Annotated in this window: 21 protein-coding genes; 8 read left to right on the top strand and 13 right to left on the bottom strand. The window is 67.7% G+C overall.

The features are described from left to right. Nucleotides 1-8: 8 nt before the first annotated feature. From BLW05_RS18150 to BLW05_RS18140, 3 genes are all read right to left on the bottom strand, one after another. On the bottom strand, nucleotides 9-1,043 hold the full coding sequence (locus tag BLW05_RS18150; protein WP_093164765.1) for a VWA domain-containing protein: 1,035 nt from the start codon (nucleotides 1,041-1,043) through the stop codon (nucleotides 9-11). A 220-nt stretch (nucleotides 1,044-1,263) separates the two neighbouring features. After that, a complete protein-coding gene (locus BLW05_RS18145; protein ID WP_093164764.1) occupies nucleotides 1,264-1,905 on the bottom strand; it encodes a peroxiredoxin in 642 nt (213 codons plus the stop codon). A gap of 110 nt (nucleotides 1,906-2,015) precedes the next feature. Beyond that, a complete protein-coding gene (locus tag BLW05_RS18140) occupies nucleotides 2,016-3,026 on the bottom strand; it encodes a zinc-binding alcohol dehydrogenase family protein (protein ID WP_093164762.1) in 1,011 nt (336 codons plus the stop codon). A 91-nt stretch (nucleotides 3,027-3,117) separates the two neighbouring features. Here BLW05_RS18140 and BLW05_RS18135 point away from each other — a divergent pair, with 91 nt between their 5' ends. The 3 genes from BLW05_RS18135 (at nucleotide 3,118) to BLW05_RS18125 (ending at nucleotide 5,056) form a co-directional block, all read left to right on the top strand. After that, a complete protein-coding gene (locus BLW05_RS18135) occupies nucleotides 3,118-4,032 on the top strand; it encodes a LysR family transcriptional regulator (protein WP_093164761.1) in 915 nt (304 codons plus the stop codon). A gap of 97 nt (nucleotides 4,033-4,129) precedes the next feature. Continuing rightward, on the top strand, nucleotides 4,130-4,360 hold the full coding sequence (locus BLW05_RS18130) for a hypothetical protein (protein WP_093164759.1): 231 nt from the start codon (nucleotides 4,130-4,132) through the stop codon (nucleotides 4,358-4,360). Nucleotides 4,361-4,459: 99 nt separating this feature from the next. Continuing rightward, nucleotides 4,460-5,056 carry a cell envelope protein SmpA gene (locus BLW05_RS18125; RefSeq protein ID WP_093164758.1) on the top strand — a complete coding sequence of 199 codons (597 nt, stop codon included), beginning with the start codon at nucleotides 4,460-4,462 and terminating at the stop codon, nucleotides 5,054-5,056. On the opposite strand, the gene BLW05_RS18120 is transcribed toward BLW05_RS18125, so the two are convergent. The 6 genes from BLW05_RS18120 to BLW05_RS36450 all read right to left on the bottom strand — a co-directional run bounded on the left by BLW05_RS18120 (nucleotide 5,057) and on the right by BLW05_RS36450 (nucleotide 11,783). Then, complete coding sequence (locus tag BLW05_RS18120; RefSeq protein WP_371126947.1) at nucleotides 5,057-6,037, bottom strand: Bug family tripartite tricarboxylate transporter substrate binding protein; 981 nt, start codon at nucleotides 6,035-6,037, stop codon at nucleotides 5,057-5,059. 117 nt (nucleotides 6,038-6,154) lie between these two features. Then, nucleotides 6,155-7,570 carry a pyruvate kinase gene (gene pyk, locus BLW05_RS18115; protein ID WP_093164757.1) on the bottom strand — a complete coding sequence of 472 codons (1,416 nt, stop codon included), beginning with the start codon at nucleotides 7,568-7,570 and terminating at the stop codon, nucleotides 6,155-6,157. Continuing rightward, nucleotides 7,567-8,856 (bottom strand): glycerate kinase type-2 family protein, encoded by a 1,290-nt coding sequence (locus BLW05_RS18110; protein WP_093164976.1) that lies wholly within the window; start codon nucleotides 8,854-8,856, stop codon nucleotides 7,567-7,569. The genes pyk and BLW05_RS18110 overlap by 4 nt, the downstream gene beginning before the upstream one ends. 17 nt (nucleotides 8,857-8,873) lie before the next feature. After that, a complete protein-coding gene (dctA, locus tag BLW05_RS18105; protein ID WP_093164755.1) occupies nucleotides 8,874-10,229 on the bottom strand; it encodes a C4-dicarboxylate transporter DctA in 1,356 nt (451 codons plus the stop codon). A 144-nt stretch (nucleotides 10,230-10,373) separates the two neighbouring features. Next, nucleotides 10,374-11,462, bottom strand: coding sequence for a tartrate dehydrogenase (locus BLW05_RS18100; RefSeq protein ID WP_093164754.1), 1,089 nt, complete (start codon nucleotides 11,460-11,462; stop codon nucleotides 10,374-10,376). 189 nt (nucleotides 11,463-11,651) lie between these two features. Continuing rightward, nucleotides 11,652-11,783: a hypothetical protein gene (locus BLW05_RS36450; RefSeq protein ID WP_256330378.1), complete on the bottom strand. Its 132-nt coding sequence runs from the start codon at nucleotides 11,781-11,783 to the stop codon at nucleotides 11,652-11,654. A gap of 124 nt (nucleotides 11,784-11,907) precedes the next feature. On the opposite strand from BLW05_RS36450, the gene BLW05_RS18095 reads away from it, so the two are divergent. Next, entirely contained in the window at nucleotides 11,908-12,300 is a 393-nt protein-coding gene (locus BLW05_RS18095; RefSeq protein WP_093164752.1) for a VOC family protein, read from the top strand. Here the strand turns inward: BLW05_RS18095 and BLW05_RS18090 are convergent. Then, a complete protein-coding gene (locus tag BLW05_RS18090) occupies nucleotides 12,297-13,448 on the bottom strand; it encodes an acyl-CoA dehydrogenase family protein (RefSeq protein WP_093164975.1) in 1,152 nt (383 codons plus the stop codon). The two genes, BLW05_RS18095 and BLW05_RS18090, sit on opposite strands and share 4 nt — an antisense overlap. A 159-nt stretch (nucleotides 13,449-13,607) precedes the next feature. Here BLW05_RS18090 and BLW05_RS18085 point away from each other — a divergent pair, with 159 nt between their 5' ends. Continuing rightward, nucleotides 13,608-14,516 carry a LysR family transcriptional regulator gene (locus BLW05_RS18085; protein ID WP_093164751.1) on the top strand — a complete coding sequence of 303 codons (909 nt, stop codon included), beginning with the start codon at nucleotides 13,608-13,610 and terminating at the stop codon, nucleotides 14,514-14,516. A gap of 126 nt (nucleotides 14,517-14,642) precedes the next feature. Further along, a complete protein-coding gene (locus BLW05_RS18080) occupies nucleotides 14,643-15,599 on the top strand; it encodes a Bug family tripartite tricarboxylate transporter substrate binding protein (RefSeq protein ID WP_093164750.1) in 957 nt (318 codons plus the stop codon). 16 nt (nucleotides 15,600-15,615) lie between these two features. Here the strand turns inward: BLW05_RS18080 and BLW05_RS18075 are convergent, their stop codons facing one another. After that, on the bottom strand, nucleotides 15,616-16,344 hold the full coding sequence (locus BLW05_RS18075; RefSeq protein WP_093164748.1) for an oxygen-binding di-iron domain-containing protein: 729 nt from the start codon (nucleotides 16,342-16,344) through the stop codon (nucleotides 15,616-15,618). 120 nt (nucleotides 16,345-16,464) lie between these two features. Between BLW05_RS18075 and BLW05_RS18070 the strand changes: the two genes are divergently transcribed. Then, a complete protein-coding gene (locus tag BLW05_RS18070; protein ID WP_177142703.1) occupies nucleotides 16,465-17,052 on the top strand; it encodes an RNA polymerase sigma factor in 588 nt (195 codons plus the stop codon). After that, the gene (locus BLW05_RS18065) at nucleotides 17,049-17,609 is read left to right on the top strand and encodes an anti-sigma factor (RefSeq protein WP_093164745.1); all 561 of its coding nucleotides are present in this window, start codon (nucleotides 17,049-17,051) and stop codon (nucleotides 17,607-17,609) included. The genes BLW05_RS18070 and BLW05_RS18065 overlap by 4 nt, the downstream gene beginning before the upstream one ends. An 18-nt stretch (nucleotides 17,610-17,627) precedes the next feature. Here BLW05_RS18065 and BLW05_RS18060 read toward each other — a convergent pair whose 3' ends face one another. Together BLW05_RS18060 and BLW05_RS18055 are read right to left on the bottom strand one after the other, a co-directional pair. Further along, nucleotides 17,628-18,497, bottom strand: a complete 870-nt coding sequence (locus tag BLW05_RS18060; protein ID WP_093164744.1) for an amino acid ABC transporter substrate-binding protein — start codon at nucleotides 18,495-18,497, stop codon at nucleotides 17,628-17,630. A gap of 113 nt (nucleotides 18,498-18,610) precedes the next feature. Continuing rightward, the gene (locus BLW05_RS18055) at nucleotides 18,611-20,788 is read right to left on the bottom strand and encodes a response regulator (RefSeq protein ID WP_093164742.1); all 2,178 of its coding nucleotides are present in this window, start codon (nucleotides 20,786-20,788) and stop codon (nucleotides 18,611-18,613) included. Nucleotides 20,789-20,790 lie beyond the last annotated feature (2 nt).

Here is a 20,790-nt window from a genome sequence, read left to right as displayed (position 1 = left end):
GGCCTTCATCAACCGGTGCGCCCGAACCACACGAACGAAAGCACCCCCGCAGCGATCGCGAACACGGCCGAGATCAGCGTCACCATGCCGGACAGCTCGGTCTCGCGCGTCAGCACCTGCACGCGCGTGCCGAGGTTCCGGTAGACGCTGTGCAGCATTTCCGCGGTGCCTGCGTGGTGGTATTCGCCGGCGGTCATGCGCGCCACTTCGCGCAGCGTCGGCTCGTCGAGCTGCATGTAGATCGCCAGCCCATCGGCCGTGGGAACGTCGCCGTCGACCGTGCCGAGCCCGATCACGTAGATGCGGACGCCGCGATCGGCGGCCATCTTCGCGGCTTCCAGCGTGTCGACACCGGTGGTGCGGCGGCCGTCGCTGAGCAGGATGATGGCAGCGGAGTCGTACGACCCCGGCGCCACCGGCGTGAATTCCTTGACCGGCGACTTCTCCTTCTTGTCCAGGCTGCGCCCGTAGCGCGTGCTCGGCGTGTCGAGGTCGTCGAGTTCGATGCCCTGCTCCGGGAAGAGCTCCGCCAGGCACAGCACGATCCCGTTCCCGATCGCGGTGCCCATCTGCATCTGGATGCCATCGATGGTGGTGACGAGCGCCTCGCGGTCGAGCGTCATGCGCTGGGCGACCTGGCCGCTGCCTGCGAAGGTCACCAGGCCGACTTCGATGTTCTTCGGCAACTCGCGCAGGAATGACTTCGCGGCCTCCTGCGCCGCCGCGATCCGTGTCGGCTTGACGTCGCTGACGCGCATGCTGAGCGACACGTCGATGGCCAGCATGACCGATGACCGCATCCAGGGCAGCGGCACGCGTGCCACCGGTCGCGCCGCCGCAAGGACCAGCCCGATGAGCGCCAGCAGGAACAGCGCCGGCGGCAGATGCCGCCGCCATGTGCGCCCCACCGCGCCGCGCACCACGCTCAGGCTGCTGAAGCGCAACGCCGCCCTGCTGCGGCGCCGCAGCAACCAGACGTAGGCCGCCGGCAGCAGTGGCAGCAGGATCAGCACCCAGAGGACGTCAGGCCAGAGGAAGAACATCGGCGTCGTCGTGCGGTTTAGCACCGTGCCGCAGACGACGACGGGGGTGTCGACCCGTCTCGGCAGTGCCGCGATATCGTGCCCCCGAACCCCGCGATTCGCAACCGCCGGACGAGGGGTCGATCAACGATTCATTGCGCTCTCGCAAACCTTGCTGGAGGCTGACTCACTCGCCTGGCCAACGGTGCGTGTGCCCAACCGGGCCGCGTCGCGCCGAGGCTCACTTGTTCGGCTGCGGGGTGACGCGCAAGTACGGACGCACTGCCTTGTAGCCCTTCGGGAAACGCTCGGCGAGTTCCGCCGGGTCCTGCAGGCTGGGAAGGATGACCACGTCGTCGCCGTCCTTCCAGTTCACCGGCGTCGCCACCTTGTGGCTGTCGGTGAGCTGCAGCGAATCGATGACCCGGAGGATCTCGTCGAAGTTGCGGCCGGTGCTCGCCGGATAGGTGATGGTGGTGCGGATCACCTTCTTCGGATCGATGATGAACACGCTGCGCACCGTCGCGGTGGTGGAGGCATTCGGGTGGATCAGGTCGTACAGATCGGCCACCTTGCGGTCCGCATCCGCGAGGATCGGGAAATCGACCGTCGTGTTCTGCGTGTCGTTGATGTCGCCAATCCATTCCTTGTGCTTGTCGGCCGGATCGACGCTGACCGCGATCGGCTTGACGCCACGTTTGGCGAACTCGCCCGACAGCGCAGCCGTCTTGCCCAGCTCGGTGGTGCAGACCGGCGTGAAGTCGGCCGGGTGCGAGAACAGCACGACCCAAGAGTCGCCTGCCCAGTTATAGAACGCGATCGGACCCTCGCTGGAGTCCTGGGTGAAATCGGGGGCGGTGTCGCCGAGACGAAGCGTTGTCATGTGGATGTCCGGATTCGGGTGTGGAAGCGCTTCGATTGTCTGGAGCACCTGCCGCAAGGAAACGAATGAGTTGTTCTTTCGGTATGGCGATTTCGCATATCTCCGCGAACTCAGAACCCCTCAAGCACCACCTTGCCCTGCGCCCTGCCACTTTCGATCAACGCATGGGCACGGCGCAGGTTCGCCGCGTTGATCGCACCGAAGCTGGCATTGGCCGTGGTGCGGATGCGCCCGGCATCGACGAGCGCCGCGACTTCGGCCAGCAGCTCGCCCTGGCGTGGCATGTCCGGCGTTTCGAAGCGCGACCGCGCGAACATCATCTCCCAGTGCAGCGAGATCGACTTGGTCTTCAGCGGCATGGCGTCCAGCACCGGCATGTCGTCGATCACCGCGAGCTGTCCCTGCGGCTTGAGCGCTTCGATGATCTGCGCGTAGTGCTGCTGGGTCTGCGTCAGGCTGGCCACCCTATCGACCTGGCCGATGCCCGCGGCCTTGAGCTCGGCCGCGAGCGGTCGCGAATGGTCGATGACTGCGTGCGCGCCCAATGACAGGCACCAGTCGCGCGTCTCCGGCCGCGAGGCGGTGGCGATCACGCGCAACTGAGTCAGTTGCCGGGCGAGCTGGATCAGGATGGACCCCACGCCGCCCGCGCCCCCCGTGACCAGCAGCGTCTGCCCGGCACCGCCGCCCTTGGCGACACCGAGCCGGTCGAAGAGCAACTCATAGGCGGTGATCGTGGTCAGCGGCAGCGCGGCCGCCTGCGCATCGTCGAGGGTGCGCGGCGCGAGGGCGGCAATGCGCTCGTCGACCGCGTGCAGTTCGCTGTTCGCGCCGGGACGGATGACCGACCCGGCGTAGTACACGCGGTCGCCCGGCCTGAAGCCGCCGACCTGCGGCCCGACCGCTTCGACGATGCCGACTGCATCCCAGCCCAGGACCTTGACCTGCCCGGCCTCGGGCGCTGCGTTCTTTCGCACTTTCGTGTCGACCGGGTTCACCGAGATCGCCTTCACGCGGACCAGCAGGTCGCGCGCGGCCGGCGTCGGCTCGGGCAGTTCGAGATCCTCGAGCGATGCGGGGTCGTCGATGGGAAGGGATTGGCGGTAGCCGACGGCTTTCATGGGGTCCTTTCAATGCGGCAGATGAACAATGCCACGAATGTAGAGACACAATCCGAGTTTGATAACCGGATGTAAATAGCTTCAGTTTCAAATGAAAATTGAAAATCTGGCCGACCTGCGCGTGCTCGTGCACACCGCGCGCAACGGAACACTCACCGCCGCCGCGGGTGCGCTTGGCATCACCCCGGCGGCCGCAAGTGCGGCGCTCAAGCGGCTGGAGGCGCAACTGGGTGCGCGGCTCTTCGAGCGCTCCACCCGGGCGATGCGCCTCACCCCGCAGGGGCAGACCCTGCTCGACTACGCCGCGCGCGCCTTCGAACTGCTGGAGGAAGCCGAGTCGCAGGTGTCGGCCGATCGCGGCGCGCTGGTCGGCACGGTTCGCGTGGCCGCGCCGTCCGACCTGACCCGCGTCACGCTGCTGGCGTGGTTCGACGAGTTCCTGGACCTGCACCCGGGCCTGCAGCTGGCGCTGTCGGTCGGCGACCGCCCGCTGGACGTGACCCGCGACGAAGTCGATGTCGCGCTGCGCTACGGCGTGCTGTCGGATTCACGCCTGGTCGCGCGCCGCCTGGCCGAGTCCCGCCCGGTGTTGTGCGCGTCGCCGGACTACCTGCGCCGGCATCCCGCGCCGCAGACGCCGCAGGACCTCGCGCACCACAACTGCCTGACCTTCCACCGCAGCGGCCGCCGCCAGCGCGTGTGGCGTTTCGCGCGCGGCGGTCAGTGGACAGACGTGCGGGTGGACGGGGACCGCGTCGCCGACGATGCGTCGCTGGCGCGCGAATGGGCGCTGGCGGGACGCGGCATCACGCTCAAGTCCGCGCTCGACGTGCGGAACGACGAAGCGTCCGGCGCGCTCGTCCGGCTGCTGCCCGAATGGGACACCGAGCCCTACCCGCTGCACGCGCTCCTGCCGAGCGGGCGCTTCGTGCCGGCGCGCGTGCGGGCGCTGGTGGACTTTCTCGCGATGAAGTTCGCGCAAATCGCGGCTCCCGGCGCCCGGTAAGCGCAGGCTTACCGCCTTGCCGCTCCCCTGCGTTCTTCTCTTTGGCTTGCCGGCCGCCGGTGCTACGCTGCGGCCCACACGGGCACAGGAGACAAAGATGACGGCCAGCTACGTGGAAATCCAGGGCGCCCAGGCGGACATCGATCTCTGGGACGGACTCATCAAGGACCACAACGCGCTCATCGGTGCCATGCTGCAGCGGATGTCGCAGGTCGCGAGTCCGGAAGCCGAATGGTTCGACGAGCGGATCACCGAAGCCGAAAGCATCGAGAACCGCCTGGTCGTCGGACTCGAACGGGCACAGCGCCGATTGCGTGGGTTGATCTAGGGACACCTCGCGTTACCCAGGTTGCGCGGCTGTTACGGAATCTCCTAGACTGCCGCGCCCGCATCGGCGGGCTCGATCAACCCAAGGAGAATCTTCCCGATGCCCCGTCGTCTGGCCCTGGCCGCCGCTTGCGCGCTTGCGCTTCCTCTTTCCGTCGCACACGCACAGCGCCCCCAAGCGCCGCAGGGCCCTCTGTTCGCGGGCTACCTGTGCTGCAACATGTACACCTACGGCACGCAGATGGGCGACGGCAACTACCGTGAAGCCGGCACCAGCCTCGTGCCGGTCGGCACGCCGGCGCAGGTCACCGGCTATGAGATGCGCTTCGTCTACGCGCAGATCGGCGGCAAGGTGCAGCGCCTGAAGAACGACTACAGCCGCGACATCGCGATGACGCCGTTCGCCGAGCGCTACATCGTCAAGGAAGACCCCAAGGCCCGCATCGCGACCTTCGAGCCCGCGATCCGCGAAGCCATCCGCGACGCGAGGATCGCCGAGGGCATGACGCGCGAACAGGTGACCATGGCCGTCGGCTGGCCGATCACCAGCGAGAACCCGCGCCTGGATGCCAAGGTGTGGCGCTACTGGACGGACTCGTGGTCGGAGTACCAGGTGTCCTTCGACGACGCCGGCAAGGTGAAGACCGTGACCGGCGCGCCCGCGGTGCTGGAGCAGGTGCTGTACGTGCCGCGTTGATCAGTCGATGGTGACCTTCGCGTCCTTCACGAGCTGAGCGTACTTCGCGGTGTCGCTGCGGATCTGATCGGCCATCTGGGCGGGCGTGCTGCCGACCGGCTCCGCGCCGATCTCCTCCATGCGCTTCCTGAACTCCGGCGACTGCGTGATCTTCACGATCTCGGCGTTGAGCTTCTGCACGATCTCCAGCGGCGTGTCCTTCGGCGCCAGGATGCCGAACCAGGTGCCCTGATCGAAGTTCTTCAACCCTGATTCGGCCAGCGTCGGAACATCCGGAAGCGAGCTCGACCGCTTCGCCGTGGTCACGGCCAGCGCGCGCAGCTTGCCGGCCTTGATGTGCTGGATGACCGGCGTGATCGTGTCGAAGGACATGTCGACCTGCCCGCCGAGCAGGTCCGTGGTCAGTGGCGCGCTGCCCTTGTAGGGCACATGCAGCAGTTCGATGCCGGCCAGGCTCGCGAACTGCGTGCCGATCAGGTGCTGCACGGTGCCGTTTCCGTTCGAGCCATACGAGAGCTTGCTCGACGACGCCTTGGCCTGCGAGACGAGGCTCTTTACATCGGTGGCCGGATTCTTCGCATTCACCACCAGCACGTTGGGCACCATCGCCAGCACGGTGACGGGCGCGAAGCTCTTTTCGAAGTCGTACGGCAGCTTCTTGTAGACGCTGGTCGCGACCGTGTGGTGCACCGCGCCCATCAGCAGCGTGTAGCCGTCGGGCTTCGCCTTGGCCACGTAGTCGGCGCCGAGCGTCGCACCGGCGCCGGGCTTGCTCTCGACGATGACCGTCTGCCCGAGGCTCTGCGAAAGCTTGTCGGTCAGCGTGCGTGCGAGCACATCGGAACTGCCGCCCGGAGGAAAAGGCACGACGAGGCTGATGGGCTTCGTAGGCCATGTCTGCGCCGATGCGGCCGTGACGCCGAAGGCCAGCGCGACCCCGGTCGCGACCGCCAGGCGGCGGGAAATGATCCATGTCTTCACGAACTGTCTCCTTTGATTTATGAGGGCACTGTAGATAGGCAAGGGCTCTCGGAATCGGCCCCGAAGTCAATCCAGTCTTAACTGGCGTTCAACAATGCCGAAGCGCTCATCGCGTCTTCAGATCTGCGCGATGCGCAGCAGATTGGTGGTGCCCGACGCACCGAATGGCATGCCGGCGGAGATCACGACGGTCTGGCCCGCCGTGCCGAAACCTTCCTTCAATGCAGTGCGGCTCGCGAGGTCGCTCATCTCCGGCACGTCGGCCACCTCGTGGCAGAGCACCGCATGAACGCCCCAGCAGAGCGCAAGGCGGCGCGCGGTCGCCAGGCGTGGCGTCATGCCGATGATGGGCGCCTGCGGACGCTCGCGCGCCATGCGCAGGGCCGAGTAGCCCGAGCTGGTGTAGGCCACCGCCGCGGCTGCGTTCAGCAGGCCGGTGATGTCGCGCATCGCCGAGCCGATCGCATCGGCGGCCAGTGCGCGCGGCTGCGAGCGCGAGGCATCGATGGCGCTGCGGTAGTAGGGGTCGCCTTCGGTGTGCGTGATGATCTTGCTCATCATCTTCACCGCCTCGACCGGATGCCGCCCGCTTGCGGATTCGGCCGAGAGCATCACCGCATCCGCGCCTTCGTAGATCGCGGTCGCGACGTCCGAGGCTTCCGCGCGCGTCGGCACCGGTGCGTTGACCATCGATTCGAGCATCTGCGTCGCGACGATCACCGGCTTGCCCGCGCGACGGCAGGCACTGACGATGCGCTTCTGGATCGATGGCACCTGCTCGGCCGGCATCTCGACGCCGAGATCGCCGCGCGCGACCATCACCGCATCCGCTTCCGCGACGATCGCATCCAGCGATGCGATGGCCGCCGGCTTCTCCAGCTTGGCGACGATGCCGGCACGCGCACCGATCAACTCGCGCGCCTGCGCGATGTCCTCCGCGCGCTGCACGAAGGACAGGGCCACCCAGTCGATGCCGAGTGCAAGACCGTAGTCGAGGTCCGCGCGGTCCTTGTCGGTCATCGCCGAGAGCGGCAGCACCACGCCGGGCACATTGACGCCCTTGCGGTCCGAGAGCTTGCCGCCGACCACAACCCGCGTCTGCGCAAAGTCGGGGCCGAAGCGCTCTACGCAGAGACGCAGGCGGCCATCGTCGAGCAGCAGTTCGGCGCCTGTCTGCAGTGCGGCAAAGATTTCAGGGTGCGGCAGCGCCACGCGGCTCGCATCGCCCGGCGTCTTCGCATCGAGATCGAGCCGGAACGCCTTGCCCTCCACCAGCATGGCAGGTCCGTCGCGGAAGGTGCCGACGCGCAGCTTCGGTCCCTGCAGATCGATGAGCACGCCGATGGGCCGGCCGCTTTCGCGCTCCACCTCGCGGATCAGGTCGAGCCGGCGCTTGTGGTCCTCGCGCGTGCCGTGGCTGAAGTTGAGCCGGAAGACGTCGGCGCCGGCTTCGAACAGCGCGCGGATGGTGCCGCCCTCGTCGCTCGCGGGTCCGAGCGTCGCGACGATCTTGGCTTGCTTGATTCTTCTCATCGGGATTCCTTGGGGTGGGGTGCGCTGATCAGGATCGCGCGGAAGTCGTTGACGTTGGTGAGCGTCGGGCCGGTGACAACCGAATCGCCGAGCGACTGGAAGAAGCCGTGGCCGTCGTTATCGTCCAGGTGCCGGCGCGGATTCATCCCGCGCTGCCATGCGCGCGCGAGCGTGTCGGGCGCGAGCAAGGCGCCTGCGATTTCCTCCTGCCCGTCGACGCCGTCGGTGTCGCCCGCCAGCGCATGGATGCCCTGCTCGCCGTGGAGCGCGATGCCGAGCGCGAGAAGGAATTCGACGTTGCGCCCACCTCGCCCATTGCCCCGCACCGTGACCGTGGTTTCGCCGCCGGAGAGCAGCACGCAAGGTGGGGACACCGGCTGTGCGCGGCGCGAAACCTGGAGTGCGATGCCGGCCAACGTCTTCGCGACCTCGCGCGCTTCGCCTTCGATGGCATCGCCGAGGATGTGGGCCGCGAAACCCGCGTCGCGCGCGACCTTCGCCGCCGCCTCCAGCGCCATCTGCGGCGTGGCGATGAACCTCGTCTCGATCGCGGGCAGGCGCGGGTCGCCGGGCTTGAGGCTTTCGCCCTCGCCGCTTTCCAGCAGCGACAGCGCGCGCGACGGCACCTCGATCGCATGGCGGCGCAGGATCTCGAGCGCATCGCTGCAACAGGTCGGGTCGGGCACCGTCGGTCCGGAAGCGATGTCCACCGGATCGTCGCCCGGCACATCGGACAGCACGAGGTTGATGACCCGCGCCGGCTTGCACGCAGCCGCGAGCCGGCCGCCCTTGATGGCCGACAGGTGCCGGCGCACGCAGTTCATCTCGGAGATGCTCGCCCCGCTTGCCAGCAACGCCCGGTTGAGCGCCTGCTCGTCGGCCAGCGTGAGGCCGGGCAGCGCGAGCGGCAGCAGGGACGAGCCGCCGCCCGACATCAGGCACAGCACGAGGTCGTCGGCGCCGAGGCCTGCGACCGTTTCGAAGAGCCGCTTCGCCGCGCGTTCGCCCGCCTCGTCCGGCACCGGATGCGCGGCTTCGACGATCTCGATCCGGCTGCACGGGACCGCATAGCCGTAGCGCGTCACCACCAATCCGGAGAGGTCTCCCGGCCAATGGTCCTCCACCGCCTTCGCCATCGCCGCAGAGGCCTTGCCCGCGCCGATGACGACCAGACGGCCTTGGGGCGCGGCGGGAAGATGCCGGGGCACGCACAAGGCGGGCTGCGCAGCGGCAACGGCCGCATCGAACATGGCACGAAGCAGACTGTCAGGCGCGGCGTGATTCATCGCATCCTCCACCGGCATCAGGCTGCGGCGCGCACGCCAAGCTCGCCGAGATCGGCGCGGATCGGCTTGACGTTGCTGTCGTCATCGCCCTCGTACAGCTCGTGCAGGTCCTCGGGATCGGCCTGGCCGTCCAGCACCCGCGCGAGGCGCTGCCGGTCCACGGAGCCGACCCAGCGCGCAATCGCGATCGTGCCCACCGCATTGCCGATGGTGTTGGTGATCGCCCGCGCCTCGGACATGAAGCGGTCCACGCCCAGCAGCAGCACCATGCCGGCCACCGGGATCTTGCCCATCGACGCGAGCGTCGCCGCCAGCGTGATGAAGCCCGATCCGGTCACGCCCGCCGACCCCTTGGAGGTCAGCAGCAGCACGCCGAGCACCACGAGCTGGTCCGTCAAAGTCAGCGGCGTGTTGGTCGCCTGCGCGATGAAGATCGCGGCCATCGTGTAGTAGATGCACTGGCCGTCGGGGTTGAAGGTCAGGCCCGAAGGCACGACCAGGCCGACCACCGGCTTCGACACGCCGGCGTGCTCCAGCTTGCGCATGAGCTGCGGCACCACCGATTCCGACGAGCTGGTGCCCAGCACCGTGAAGAGCTCGTCCTTGATGTACTTGAGGAACTTCCAGAGGCTGAAGCCCGACAGCCGCGCGATCACGCCGAGCACCACCGTGACGAACAGGAAGCAGGTGATGTACATCGTCCCCATCAGCTTGCCGAGCGAGACCACCGAGCCGAGACCGTACTTGCCCACGGTAAAGGCCATCGCGCCGAAGGCCGCCATCGGTGCCAGCCGCATGATCATCCCGACGATGGCGAACACGCCATGCGTGAATGAATCGAGAAAATCCACCACCGGCTTCGCACGCGGCCCGATGTGCGACAGCGCCACGCCGAGCAGCGTCGCGAAGACGAGGATCTGCAGGATGTCGTTGCGCGCCAGCGCATCGAAGAGGCTGGTCGGCACGAGGTTCATCATGAAATCGATGAAGCCCTGCGGCTTCGCGGCGGTCGCGGTGTAGGTCGCGATGGCCTTCGTATCAAGATGGCTCGCGTCGATGTTCATGCCCCGGCCCGGGCCGACGACGTTGACCACTACCAGCCCGAGCGCGAGCGCGAAGGTCGACAGCACCTCGAAGTAGATCAGCGCGCGAAAGCCCACGCGGCCGAGCTCCTTCATGCTCTCCATCCGCGCGATGCCGAGCACAACGGTCGCGAAGATGATCGGCGCGAAGACCATCTTGATGAGCTTGATGAACACATCGCCCAGCGGCTTGAAGTCGCTCGCGAAGTTGGGTGCGAAGACGCCGAGCGCGATGCCGGCGAAGACGCCGATCAGCACCTGGACGTAGAGTTTTCCGAAAAAGCGCCGCATGACTGTCTCCTGAGGAATAAGTGGGCGCGAGCGCGCTCCCGCAGCTCGTTCGGCTGCTTTGGCGGGAGAGCGCAGCGGGGGATGAAGGCGCCCGGATTCGGGAATGGCCCCGGCGTGCGAGCCGGGGTCGGGCCTGGCTGCCGGTCAGGCAGCCTTGCGCTGGACGCCGGCCGAGAGCTGGCTGCAGACGGCTTCGGTCACCTGCGCGGTGGTGGCGGTGCCGCCGAGGTCGCGGGTGTGCAGCGCGGTGTTGGCGGTCACGCGCTCGACCGCCTCCATCACGCGGGCCGCCGCTTCATGCTCGCCGAGATGCTCCAGCAGCAGCACCACGGACCAGAAGGTGCCGACCGGATTGGCCAGGCCCTTGCCCATGATGTCGAAGGCCGAGCCGTGGATGGGCTCGAACATCGACGGATAGCGGCGCTCCGGATCGATGTTGCCGGTGGGCGCGATGCCCAGGCTGCCGGCCAGCGCCGCCGCGAGGTCGCTCAGGATGTCGGCGTGCAGGTTGGTGGCCACGATGGTGTCCAGGCTCGCCGGGCGGTTGACCATGCGCGCGGTCGCCGCATCGACCAGTTCCTTGTCCCACTTCACATCGGGATACTCGGCGGCGACCTCGCCCGCGATCTGGTCCCACATCACCATCGCATGGCGCTGTGCGTTGGACTTGGTGATCACGGTGAGCAGCTTGCGGGGACGCGACTGCGCGAGCTTGAAGGCGAAGCGCAGGATGCGCTCGACACCCACGCGGGTCATCATCGACACGTCGGTCGCCGCCTCGATCGGATGGCCCTGGTGCACGCGGCCGCCCACGCCGGAGTACTCGCCTTCGGAGTTCTCGCGGACGATGACCCAGTTCAGGTCCTCGGGCTTGCAGCGCTTCAGCGGCGCATCGATGCCGGGCAGGATGCGCGTCGGGCGCACGTTGGCGTACTGGTCGAAGCCCTGGCAGATCTTCAGGCGCAGGCCCCAGAGCGTGATGTGGTCGGGGATGTGCGGATCGCCGGCGGAGCCGAAGAGGATCGCGTCCTTGTCGCGCAGGGCATCGAGGCCGTCGTCCGGCATCATCACGCCGTGCTCGCGGAAGTAGTCGCCGCCCCAGTCGAAGTTCTCGAACTCGAAGGCAAAGGCCTTGCTGGTCGAAGCCAGCGTCTGCAGGACCTGCTGGCCGGCAGGCACGACTTCCTTGCCGATGCCGTCGCCAGGAATGGTCGCGATCTTGTACGTCTTCATGAATGTCTCCGGTGATGGGTGCGTGGGTTGAGGGGAACGTGGGATGAACTGTAGAAGTCCCCGCCACACCGGGATCGCCGGCAAAGTGAATCCATCGTTAACCTGAATTCAATAGTGATCGCGCCTTGATGCAGTACCGCACGCCGGAACCGCTCCGGGTTCCGGGTGCAGCGAAAAGCTGCGAACGGCTCAGAGATCGAGCCGGCTGATCTTCGTACCGTCGCGGCTCAGGTTCGGCATCAACCCGGCATTGCCCAAGGCGAAGCCGATGATGGGCTGCTGCGCGGTCTGCGGCCATTCTGCGCGCCGGGTGGGCATCACTCAAGCCGCTTTGCTACCGCTCGTCGATGGGTCTCGTCATGGTCTTTCCCAGGACGATGCCGGGTGCGCGGAGCCGGCCGTTCAGAATGGTCGACGACACGTCGCAGCGAGGTCGATCACCACCATGGCCATCCAGCTCAACCACACCATCGTCTCGGCCCGCGATCCGCTCGCGTCCGCCACCTTCCTGTCGGACATCCTCGGCTGCGCCGCGCCGGTGCCTTTCGGTCCCTTCCAGGGGGTCACGGTGGACAACGGCGTGACGCTGGACTACATCCGCGACGACGCTGAATTCCCGGTACAGCACTTCGCCTTCCTCGTGAGCGAGGAGGAGTTCGACGTGATCTTCGGGCGCATCCGTGCGCGCGGCCTGGACTACTGGGCCGATCCGCGCCACGCGCAGGCGGGCCGCATCAACCACAACGACGGCGGCCGCGGGGTGTATTGGGACGACCCCGACGGCCACGTGCTGGAGCTGCTCACGCGCCCCTACGGCAGTGGTGGACGCACCGGCTAGGCAGCCAGCGCGATCGTCCGCTTCGCGATGTTGATGAGGTGGATCTGGCTCGTTCCCTCGTAGAGCCTGAAGAGGCGCACATCGCGGAAGAAGCGCTCGGCCACGTTGCCGGCGATGTAGCCGCTGCCGCCGAACACCTGCACCGCCCGGTCGGCGACGCGGCCGCACATCTCGGAGGCGAAGAGCTTGCACATCGACGCTTCCATCGTCACGTCCGCACCCTCGTCGCGCATGCGCGCGGTCTCCAGCACCAGAGCGCGCGCCGCGTGCACTTCGGTGTTGCTCTCGGCGATGAACTGCTGCACGAGCTGGAATTCGCCAATCGGCTGGCCGAACTGCCGGCGCGAGCGCGCGTGGCGCACCATTTCGTCCACCAGACGGATCGCCGGCCCCACGCAGAGTGCAGCCAGGTTGATGCGCTGCTTGTTCAGCGTCTTCATCGCGGTGCGAAAGCCCTGCCCCTCGACGCCACCGACGATGGCGGACGCGGGAACGCGAACACCGTCCAGCACCACCTCGCCGACCGGCGATCCGTGCTGGCCCATCTTGCGATAGGGCTGTGACGTCGAAAGCCCCGGCGCGCCGCGCTCCACCAGGAACGCGCTGATGCCGTTCGCACCCTTTCCCTGCGGATCAGTGCGCGCGAACACGGTAAAGAGGTTCGCGACCGGCGCGTTGGTGATGAAGCACTTCCTGCCGGTGATCACGTGGTCGCCGCCATCGCGCACCGCCACCGTCTTCAGCGCGGTGGCGTCGGAGCCGGCCTCGGGCTCGGTGAGCGCGAAGCAGCCGGTGAGCTCGCCTCTGGCCATCCGCGGCAGGTAGCGATCCTTCTGTTCGGGGGTGCCGTCGACGACCAGTGATTCCGATGCGATGCCGGTGTTGCCGCCGAAGCGGGCGCGGAAGGTGGTCGCGGCCTGCGACACCTCGATGTTCACCAGCGCCAGTTCCTCGGTAGTGAGCCCCGCGCCGCCGAAGGCTTCGGGAATGCTGTGGCCGAACAGGCCGAGCTGCCGCATGCGCTGCACCAGCGGCTCGGGGATCTCGTCGGTCCGGTCGATCTCTTCCTCCAGCGGCAGGCACTCGCTGCGCACGAAGGCGCGCACCTCGGCGAGCAACGTATCGAATTTCTGCTTTTCGCGGATCATGCTTGCGGCCTTCTTCCTTCGCGCACCTGCCAGCACCCGGTAGGATTCCGACATCCATTGCCGTTGCGCCAGATCGAATCGGGTCGCGTTCGATCGATCGTAAGACGGCGCTTCTCCGCGAATCACCAACGTGCGCACAGCTTCTTTGCATCTTTCGAAATGAAGGCCCTCGATTCATTGCGGATCTTCGTGACCACGCAGAGGAAAGGCAGCCTCTCGGCCGCGGCCCGCAGCCTCAGCCTGTCGCCGGCCACGATCTCGCGCCGCATCAGCGCGCTGGAAGACGAGCTGGGCGTGCAACTGGTCGACCGCACCAGCCGAAACCTCAAGATGACCGAGGCCGGGCAGGCCTTTCTGGAGCGGGCCGAAGGCGTGCTGGAAGCGATGGCCGAGGCCGAGCAGGCCGCCCGCAATGCCCGCCAGCGGCCCGAAGGCCGGCTGCGGGTGCATTCGCGCACCCACATCGGCCTGCGCGTGGTGGCGCCGCTCTTGCCGCGCTTCGCGCAGCGCTACCCTGATATCCAGGTGCAGATCGAGCTGTCGGAGCATCCGGTCAACCTCGTCGAGCACGACTTCGACGTGGACATCCGCACCGGGGAATCGAACGACTCGGGCTTCGTCATCAAGCGGCTGCTGTCGAGCGACGAGGTGCTGGTGGCCAGCCCCGCGTTCGTCAAGACCTACGCGCGCATCAAGCACCCGAAGGACCTGCCGCATGCGCGCTGCCTGACCTACCGGCGCGAGCACGAGGCGACGAGCTGGAAGTACGTCGACGAGAACGGCGAGCAGCAGGAACTGCCCATCCAGGGCGTGCTGAGCGCCAACAACGGCGAACTCCTGCGGCTGGCCGCGCTCGGCGGCATGGGCATTGCGCTGCTGTCGGAACCCACGGTGCGCAGCAACCTGCAGGACGGCTCGCTGGTGCGCCTTCTGCCGGACTACCGCTTTGCGGTGCGCGCCTATTCGAATGGCATCTTCGCGGTGTTCCGGCAGAGCACCGTGCTGCCGCTGAAGGTGCGGGCTTTCGTGGATTTCATGGCGGAGGCGCTGCGGGACGAGAAGGCCTAAGCAACGCCGCGTCCGAACGTGCAGGACGCGGAAAGCATCTTTTCACTCCTTGCAGTTTCCGGCCATCGGGCGAGAACTAGACTGGACCGAGCGAGTCCGAATCGGGACCGGAAACAAGGAGACACAGTGAGCTTTCGGAAATTCGTCATGGGCCTGGCCCTCGGGGTCTGCGCCTTCGGCCCGGCGCTGGCCCAGCAGCAGGTGACCCGCATCGTGGTGCCCTTCGCCGCCGGCGGCGGCACCGACCAGTACTGCCGCATCCTGGCGCAGGAGCTCAACAAGCACGGCATGAACGTCATCATCGACAACAAGCCCGGTGCGAGCGGCATCATCGCCGCGGACTACGTGGCCCGTTCCAAGCCGGACGGCCAGACGGTGCTGGTGTCGTCGCTCGGCACGCTCGCCAACAACAGCGTGCTCTACGACAAGCTCCCCTACGACCCGCAGAAGGATTTCGCGCCGGTCACGCAGATCGCCTACCAGCCGGCCATCATCGTGGGCCGGACCGACCTGCCCTACAAGAACATCAAAGAGATGGTCGAGTACGCGAAGAAGAACCCCGGCAAGATCAACCGCGGCTCGCCCGGCGCGGCGATCCTGACCAACCTCGCGCCGATGGTGTTCGAGAAGAGCGCCGGCATCACCGCCACGCACATTCCGTTCAACGGCGACGCACCGGCGCTGCAGGCGCTGCTGGGCGACCAGATCGACATCCACGGCACCTCGATCACCGGATCGCTGCCCTACATCAAGTCCGGCAAGCTGCGCGTGCTCGGCGTGATGGACTCCAAGCGCCTGCCGCAGGTGCCCGATGCGCCGACCTTCAAGGAGCAGGGCTACGACCTCGAGGCGACGCTCTGGTATTCGTTCTCGGTGCCGACCGGAACGCCCAGGGAGGCGATCGACCGCCTGAACAAGGCGGTAAACCAGGTGATCGCCGATCCTGAGTTCGTGACCCGCGCCCGCGCGATCGGCATGGAGCCGAAGGGCAGCACGCCGGAAGAGCTCTCCAAGTTCGTCAAGGCCGAGTCCGACCGCTGGCTGCCGGTGCTGCAGAGCCTGAACCTGCCCAAGCAGCACTGAGCCCACTCGGCGGCTGTCAATGCGGCGAGACAGCCTCCGACAGATGCCGCAGCAGCGCGGCGCCATCCCCCTCCCAGGCGCTTCCGTGCATCACCGCCATCACGCGCGGTGACTGCGCGGCCAGCGCCGCCAGCCGCTGTGCCGTCTGCGGTGCGTGCGCGAAATAGTCCATCTGCAGCCGGAACGCCTCGCTCGGCCCGAGGATGTCGGCGTCGGTCAGCGCCCTCTCGCTCGGCCCGCCCTGCGTGAACAGATCGCCGCAGAAGAGCGTGCGCGTGCGGGTGTCCATCATCAGCCCGCATTCCCAGCCGTGCGGCACATGAGGCATGTCGAACCAGCGGATGGTGTGCTGGCCCAGGTCGAGCTCCTCGCCGTCGGCCATGGCGCGCGGCGGCCGGTCGGCGAGATCGGTCATCGAGACCATCGCCGCCACCTGGCTGCACAGTGGCACCGCCTGCGGTGCCACCGCCAGCAGCAGGTTCATCGCGCCGCACTCGTCGGCTTCCACGTGCGACAGCCCGATGTAGCGCAGCCGCTCGATCGGCATCACGCGCGCGATCGCCTCGCTCACCAGCGGGAAGAGCTGGCGCGGCCCGGTGTGGAACAGCAGCGGCGCATCGTCCACCACCAGGTACTGGTTGAAGCTGAAGAGCTGGCCGTCGGGCAGCGGCACGGGCGTGTTGATGCGAAAGATGCCGGTGGCGATTTCCTGCACATTGGTGCCGGCGGCGGCGTTGGTGATCATGCGGGGTCTCCTTGCGTCCGTGGGTGAATGACGGCAGGTTGTGCCGCGACGGGGCCGGGCGTTACAGCCATCTGGAAATTCCGCGCACACGCCGCTAAGCTGCGCCCCATGCCACATGCCGTGCAAGCGAAAGCCGCGCAATCGGCGGAATCCGACGCCGAGGTGACGCTGGCCCTGCGCATCGCCAGTGCGGGAGCAGCGCGCGACGTGGAGGCCGAGACGGCCCTCTACCGCCATCTGGCCCCGCGCGTGCGCCGCTACGGCCTTCGCCACCTGCGCGACGCCTCGGCGGCGGACGACCTCATGCAGCAGGTGATGCTGCTGGTGCTCGACCAGCTCCGCACCGGCCGTGTGCGCGAGCCCGAGCGGGTGGTGTCCTTCATCTTCGGAAGCTGTCGCACGCTGGTGGTGGCGATGCATCGCAAGGAATCGCGCCGCGAAAGCCTGCTGGAGCGCCACGGCGAGATGCTGGCCTCGTCGGACATCACGATCGCACCGCGCCACGATCACGAGCGCGTCGCCCGCTGCCTCGATGCGCTCCGCGAACGCGAACGCAGCGTGCTGCTGATGAGCTTCTACGACGAGAAGCCTGCCTGGGAGGTGGCGGATGAACTGGGCCTCACCGCCGGCAACGTGCGCGTGATCCGCCACCGGGGCATCGCCCAATTGCGCCGCTGCGTGGAAAGCGGCCGGGAGCTCGCGGCATGAACCCGCACCTCGACGAAGAGACCCTGCTGGCCTACTGGCTCGGCGAAACGGACGACGCGCAGACGGACGCCATCGACCTGCACCTGCTCGGCTGCGACCCGTGCGGCCGCACGCTGGAAGGACTGGTCGCACTCGGCGATGCGGTGCGGCGCGCCTTCGACGCCGGGCTGGTGCACGCCTTCGTGAGCGCGCCCTTCGTGCAGCACCTGATCGATGAGGGACGGCACGTGCGCGAATACCGCCTTGCGCACAACGGCAGCGTCAACTGCAGCGCCGCGCCCGAGGACGAGGTGCTGGTCGCACGCATCGAAGCCCCGCTGGCGGACGTCGAACGCGTCGATGCGGTGCTGCGCCTGTCGTTCGCAAACGATGCTGAGTACCGGGCGGAAGACATCCCCTTCGATCCCGCGTCCGGCGCGATCCTGATGGTGCCGAAGATCGCGATCGTGCGCGGCCTGCCCGCGCATGTGCTGACGGTGCGCCTGGTTGCGCACGCGGGAGTTGGGGAGCGGACGCTCGGCGAGTACAAGCTGAATCACAGTCCGTGGGCCGGCTGAGCCTCCCTCGCGCCGCGCTCACTCCGGCAGCGCGTTCAGCACATACACCGCCTCGATAAGCGGCGAGGGCACCATGCCCGGCGCGAAGGTCTGGCGGAACACGTTAACGATCTCGCCGCTGCGGTAGACCTCCGCCAGCGCGCGGTTCACCGCCAGGCGCATGTCCGGATCACGGCGCATCATCAACGAGTAGGTCTCCATCGAGAGGTAGTCGTCGCTCAGCCGCAGCGTGCTGCCGGCCGGGCCGCCGAGCACTTCGCCCACGAGGATCAGGCGGTCCGTCGCGTACGCATCGGCGCGTCCGTCGCGCACGGCGGCGATGCCGTCGGTGTGCGTCTGGACCGTGACGAAGACCGGCACGATGCCGCGGCCCGAGAGGTCCTTGAGCACCTTCTCCGTGGTGGACCCGGGAATCACGCCCACGCGCTTGCCGTTGAGTTCGACAGCACGCCCGACCGGCTTGGAGGACAGCGACACGAACGAAGCACCCTCCACCCAGATGGTGTTGCTGAAATCGACCTGCCGCTCGCGGCCGAGCGTGCGCGAGGTGCTTCCGCATTCGAGATCGACGGTCCCGTCGATCACCGACGGCATCCGCGAAGCGACGGTCACGGGCACCCACTGCACGTCGAGCTTGGCGAGGCCCAACTGCGACTTCAGCGAACTCGCGACACGCTTGCACAGTTCCACCGAATAGCCCGCGGGCGCGCCGTCAGGGCCATTGAAGGCGAAGGGCTTCGCATCCTCGCGGAAGCCCAGCCGGATCGTCTGCGTCTGGCTGATCCGCGCCAATGTGTCCTTGGGTGCCGCACCCGGTGGATTGGCGCAAGCGCCCAGGAGCATGGAAGTCAGCAGCAGCGGCACAAACGCCAGGAAGCGGGAAGTCATCCGTTCGTCCTTCGTTGAAGTGGCCGGCGCATTGTGGGGGGCAGGACCGCAGTTTGGCAACGACGACGATTCCGTTGCCGAACAGACTGGCAGGCTCGGAGGCGATGCGCGGGTCAGGTCGTCGCGCGCTGCGGCGCGATCATCTGTGCCTCAGCGGCGCTGCCGCCGTTGCGCCATTCCCTGATGCACGCCAGCAACTGTTGCGCGTCGGCGGGCTTCACGAAGTGCCTGTCGAAGCCCGCATCGAGCGCCGCCTGGCGATCCTCGGCCTGCCCGTAGCCGGTGAGCGCGATCAGCAGCACGCCGCGCCCCTGCGGCATCGCGCGCATGCGCCGCGCGACCTCGTAGCCATCGATCTTCGGCAGGCCGATGTCGAGGATGACCACCGCCGGCTCGAAGTCGACGAAGATCTCGAGGCCCTGCTCGCCGTCCAGCGCCACGCGGACCTCGTGGCCGTCGATATGCAACAGGGCCTCGATGCCGGCGGCGGCATCGAGGTTGTCGTCGACGACCAGCACCCTGCGGCCCGCGGCCCGCGGCGCGGGCTCGGATGCACCGGACGGCTCGACGGCCCCGGCCTCGTTCGCGCACGGCAGCCGCACCTTGAAGATCGAACCCCTGTCCTTGCCCTCGCTGAAGGCCTCGATGTCGCCGCCATGCAGGTGCGTGAGTCGCCGCGCGAGCGTCAGGCCCACGCCCAAGCCGCCTTGCGCACGATCCAGCCCGCGCTGGCCCTGCGCGAAGAGATCGAAGATGCGCGGCAGCAGTTCGGGCTCGATGCCCATGCCCTGGTCGTGCACCGTCAGCACGATCTCCTCGCCCTCGCGCCGCGCATGCAGCGCGATCGCCTTGCCCTCCGCGCTGTACTTCGATGCGTTGTGCAACAGGTTCGAGATCACCTGCGTGAGCCGCGCCACATCGCCGCGCACCCACAGTGGCTCGTCCGGGACATGCACGCTCAGCGTCTGCCGGTGCCGCTCGACCGCCGCTCGCACCGTCTCGACGCTCTGCGCGACGAGGTGGCGCAACTCGAAGCTCTCGTACTTGAGGACGATCTTTCCTTCGCTGATGCGCGAGACATCGAGCAGCTCCTCGATGAGCCGGGTCATCTGCCGCGACTGGCGGCTCGCGACATCGATCGCCCAGGTGAGCTTGCCTTCGTTCGGCGCAATCCGGCGGATCACCTCGATCGCGGTGGCGATGGACGCCAGCGGATTGCGAAGCTCGTGCGACATCATCGCGAGGAACTCGTCCTTGCGGCGGCTGGCCAGCTGCAGCTCCTGCTGGACCATCTGGCGCTCGACGATCTCCCGCTGCAGGAGCCCGTAGAGCCGCGCATTCTCGAACGCCACCGACGCCCGTACGGCTACTTCGCCGAGCACACCCGCGGCGGTCGCGTGCGGCCAGGCGCGGCCTTCGTCGAGCGCGACCCACAGCGCACCCAGCCGCCGGTCACCCGACGCCAAGGGCACCGCGGCCATCCATGCCCATGGCAGATCGCCGCGCCCTTCGCGCGCGGAATCGATTTCGACGGCATGGCCCGAATCGATGACCTTCCGGAGCAACGCTTCGACGGCCGGCTCCAGCGCCGCGCCCGGCTCCGCATTCGTACGGATGCGCACACCGCCGCCGGTCTCTTCGGCAACGCACCAGCCGTCGACCTCCGACTCGGCATCGATCAGCCGCACCACCGCCCTGGATCCGAACGCCGGCACGAGCAGCTCGGCCAGCTGCGCCATCGCGCGATCGATCTCCAGCGTTCCGCCCAGCGTGCGGCTCGCATGCGCGAGGAAGGCCGAGCGCCGGTCGTTCTCCTCGGCGACGCGGCGCGCGGCTTCGGCGGCCATCACGGCGGCGCGGCTGTCCGCCTGCACCTGGATCTGCCGCTTCATCTGGTAGAGCGACACGAACACGCCGACCTTGCTGCGCAGCACCTCGGGCACCACCGGCGAGATGATGAAGTCCACCGCCCCGAGCGAGTAGCCGCGTGCGCTTTGCACCTCGTCCCAGTAGGAGGTGATGAAGATGATCGGCGTGTAGGCGGAGCGGCGGTGCTTGCGGATCAGTGCCGCGGTCTCGAAGCCGTCGAGGTCCGGCATGTTGACGTCGAGCAGGATGACCGCGAACTCGCGCTTCAGGATCTCGCGCAACGCCTCCGCTCCCGAGCGCACCGCCACGAGGTTCTGGCCCAGATCCTCCAGCACCGTGCGGAAGACGAGCAGCTTCTCCGGCAGGTCGTCCACGATGAGGATGTCGACCGGCTCCGCCCCCTCGTCGGGCGGCTGCACCATCC

Origin of the sequence: Variovorax sp. YR216, from assembly GCF_900107745.1 — a bacterium.
Lineage (GTDB): Bacteria > Pseudomonadota > Gammaproteobacteria > Burkholderiales > Burkholderiaceae_C > Variovorax.
This window is presented reverse-complemented; position numbering and strand designations above follow the sequence as displayed.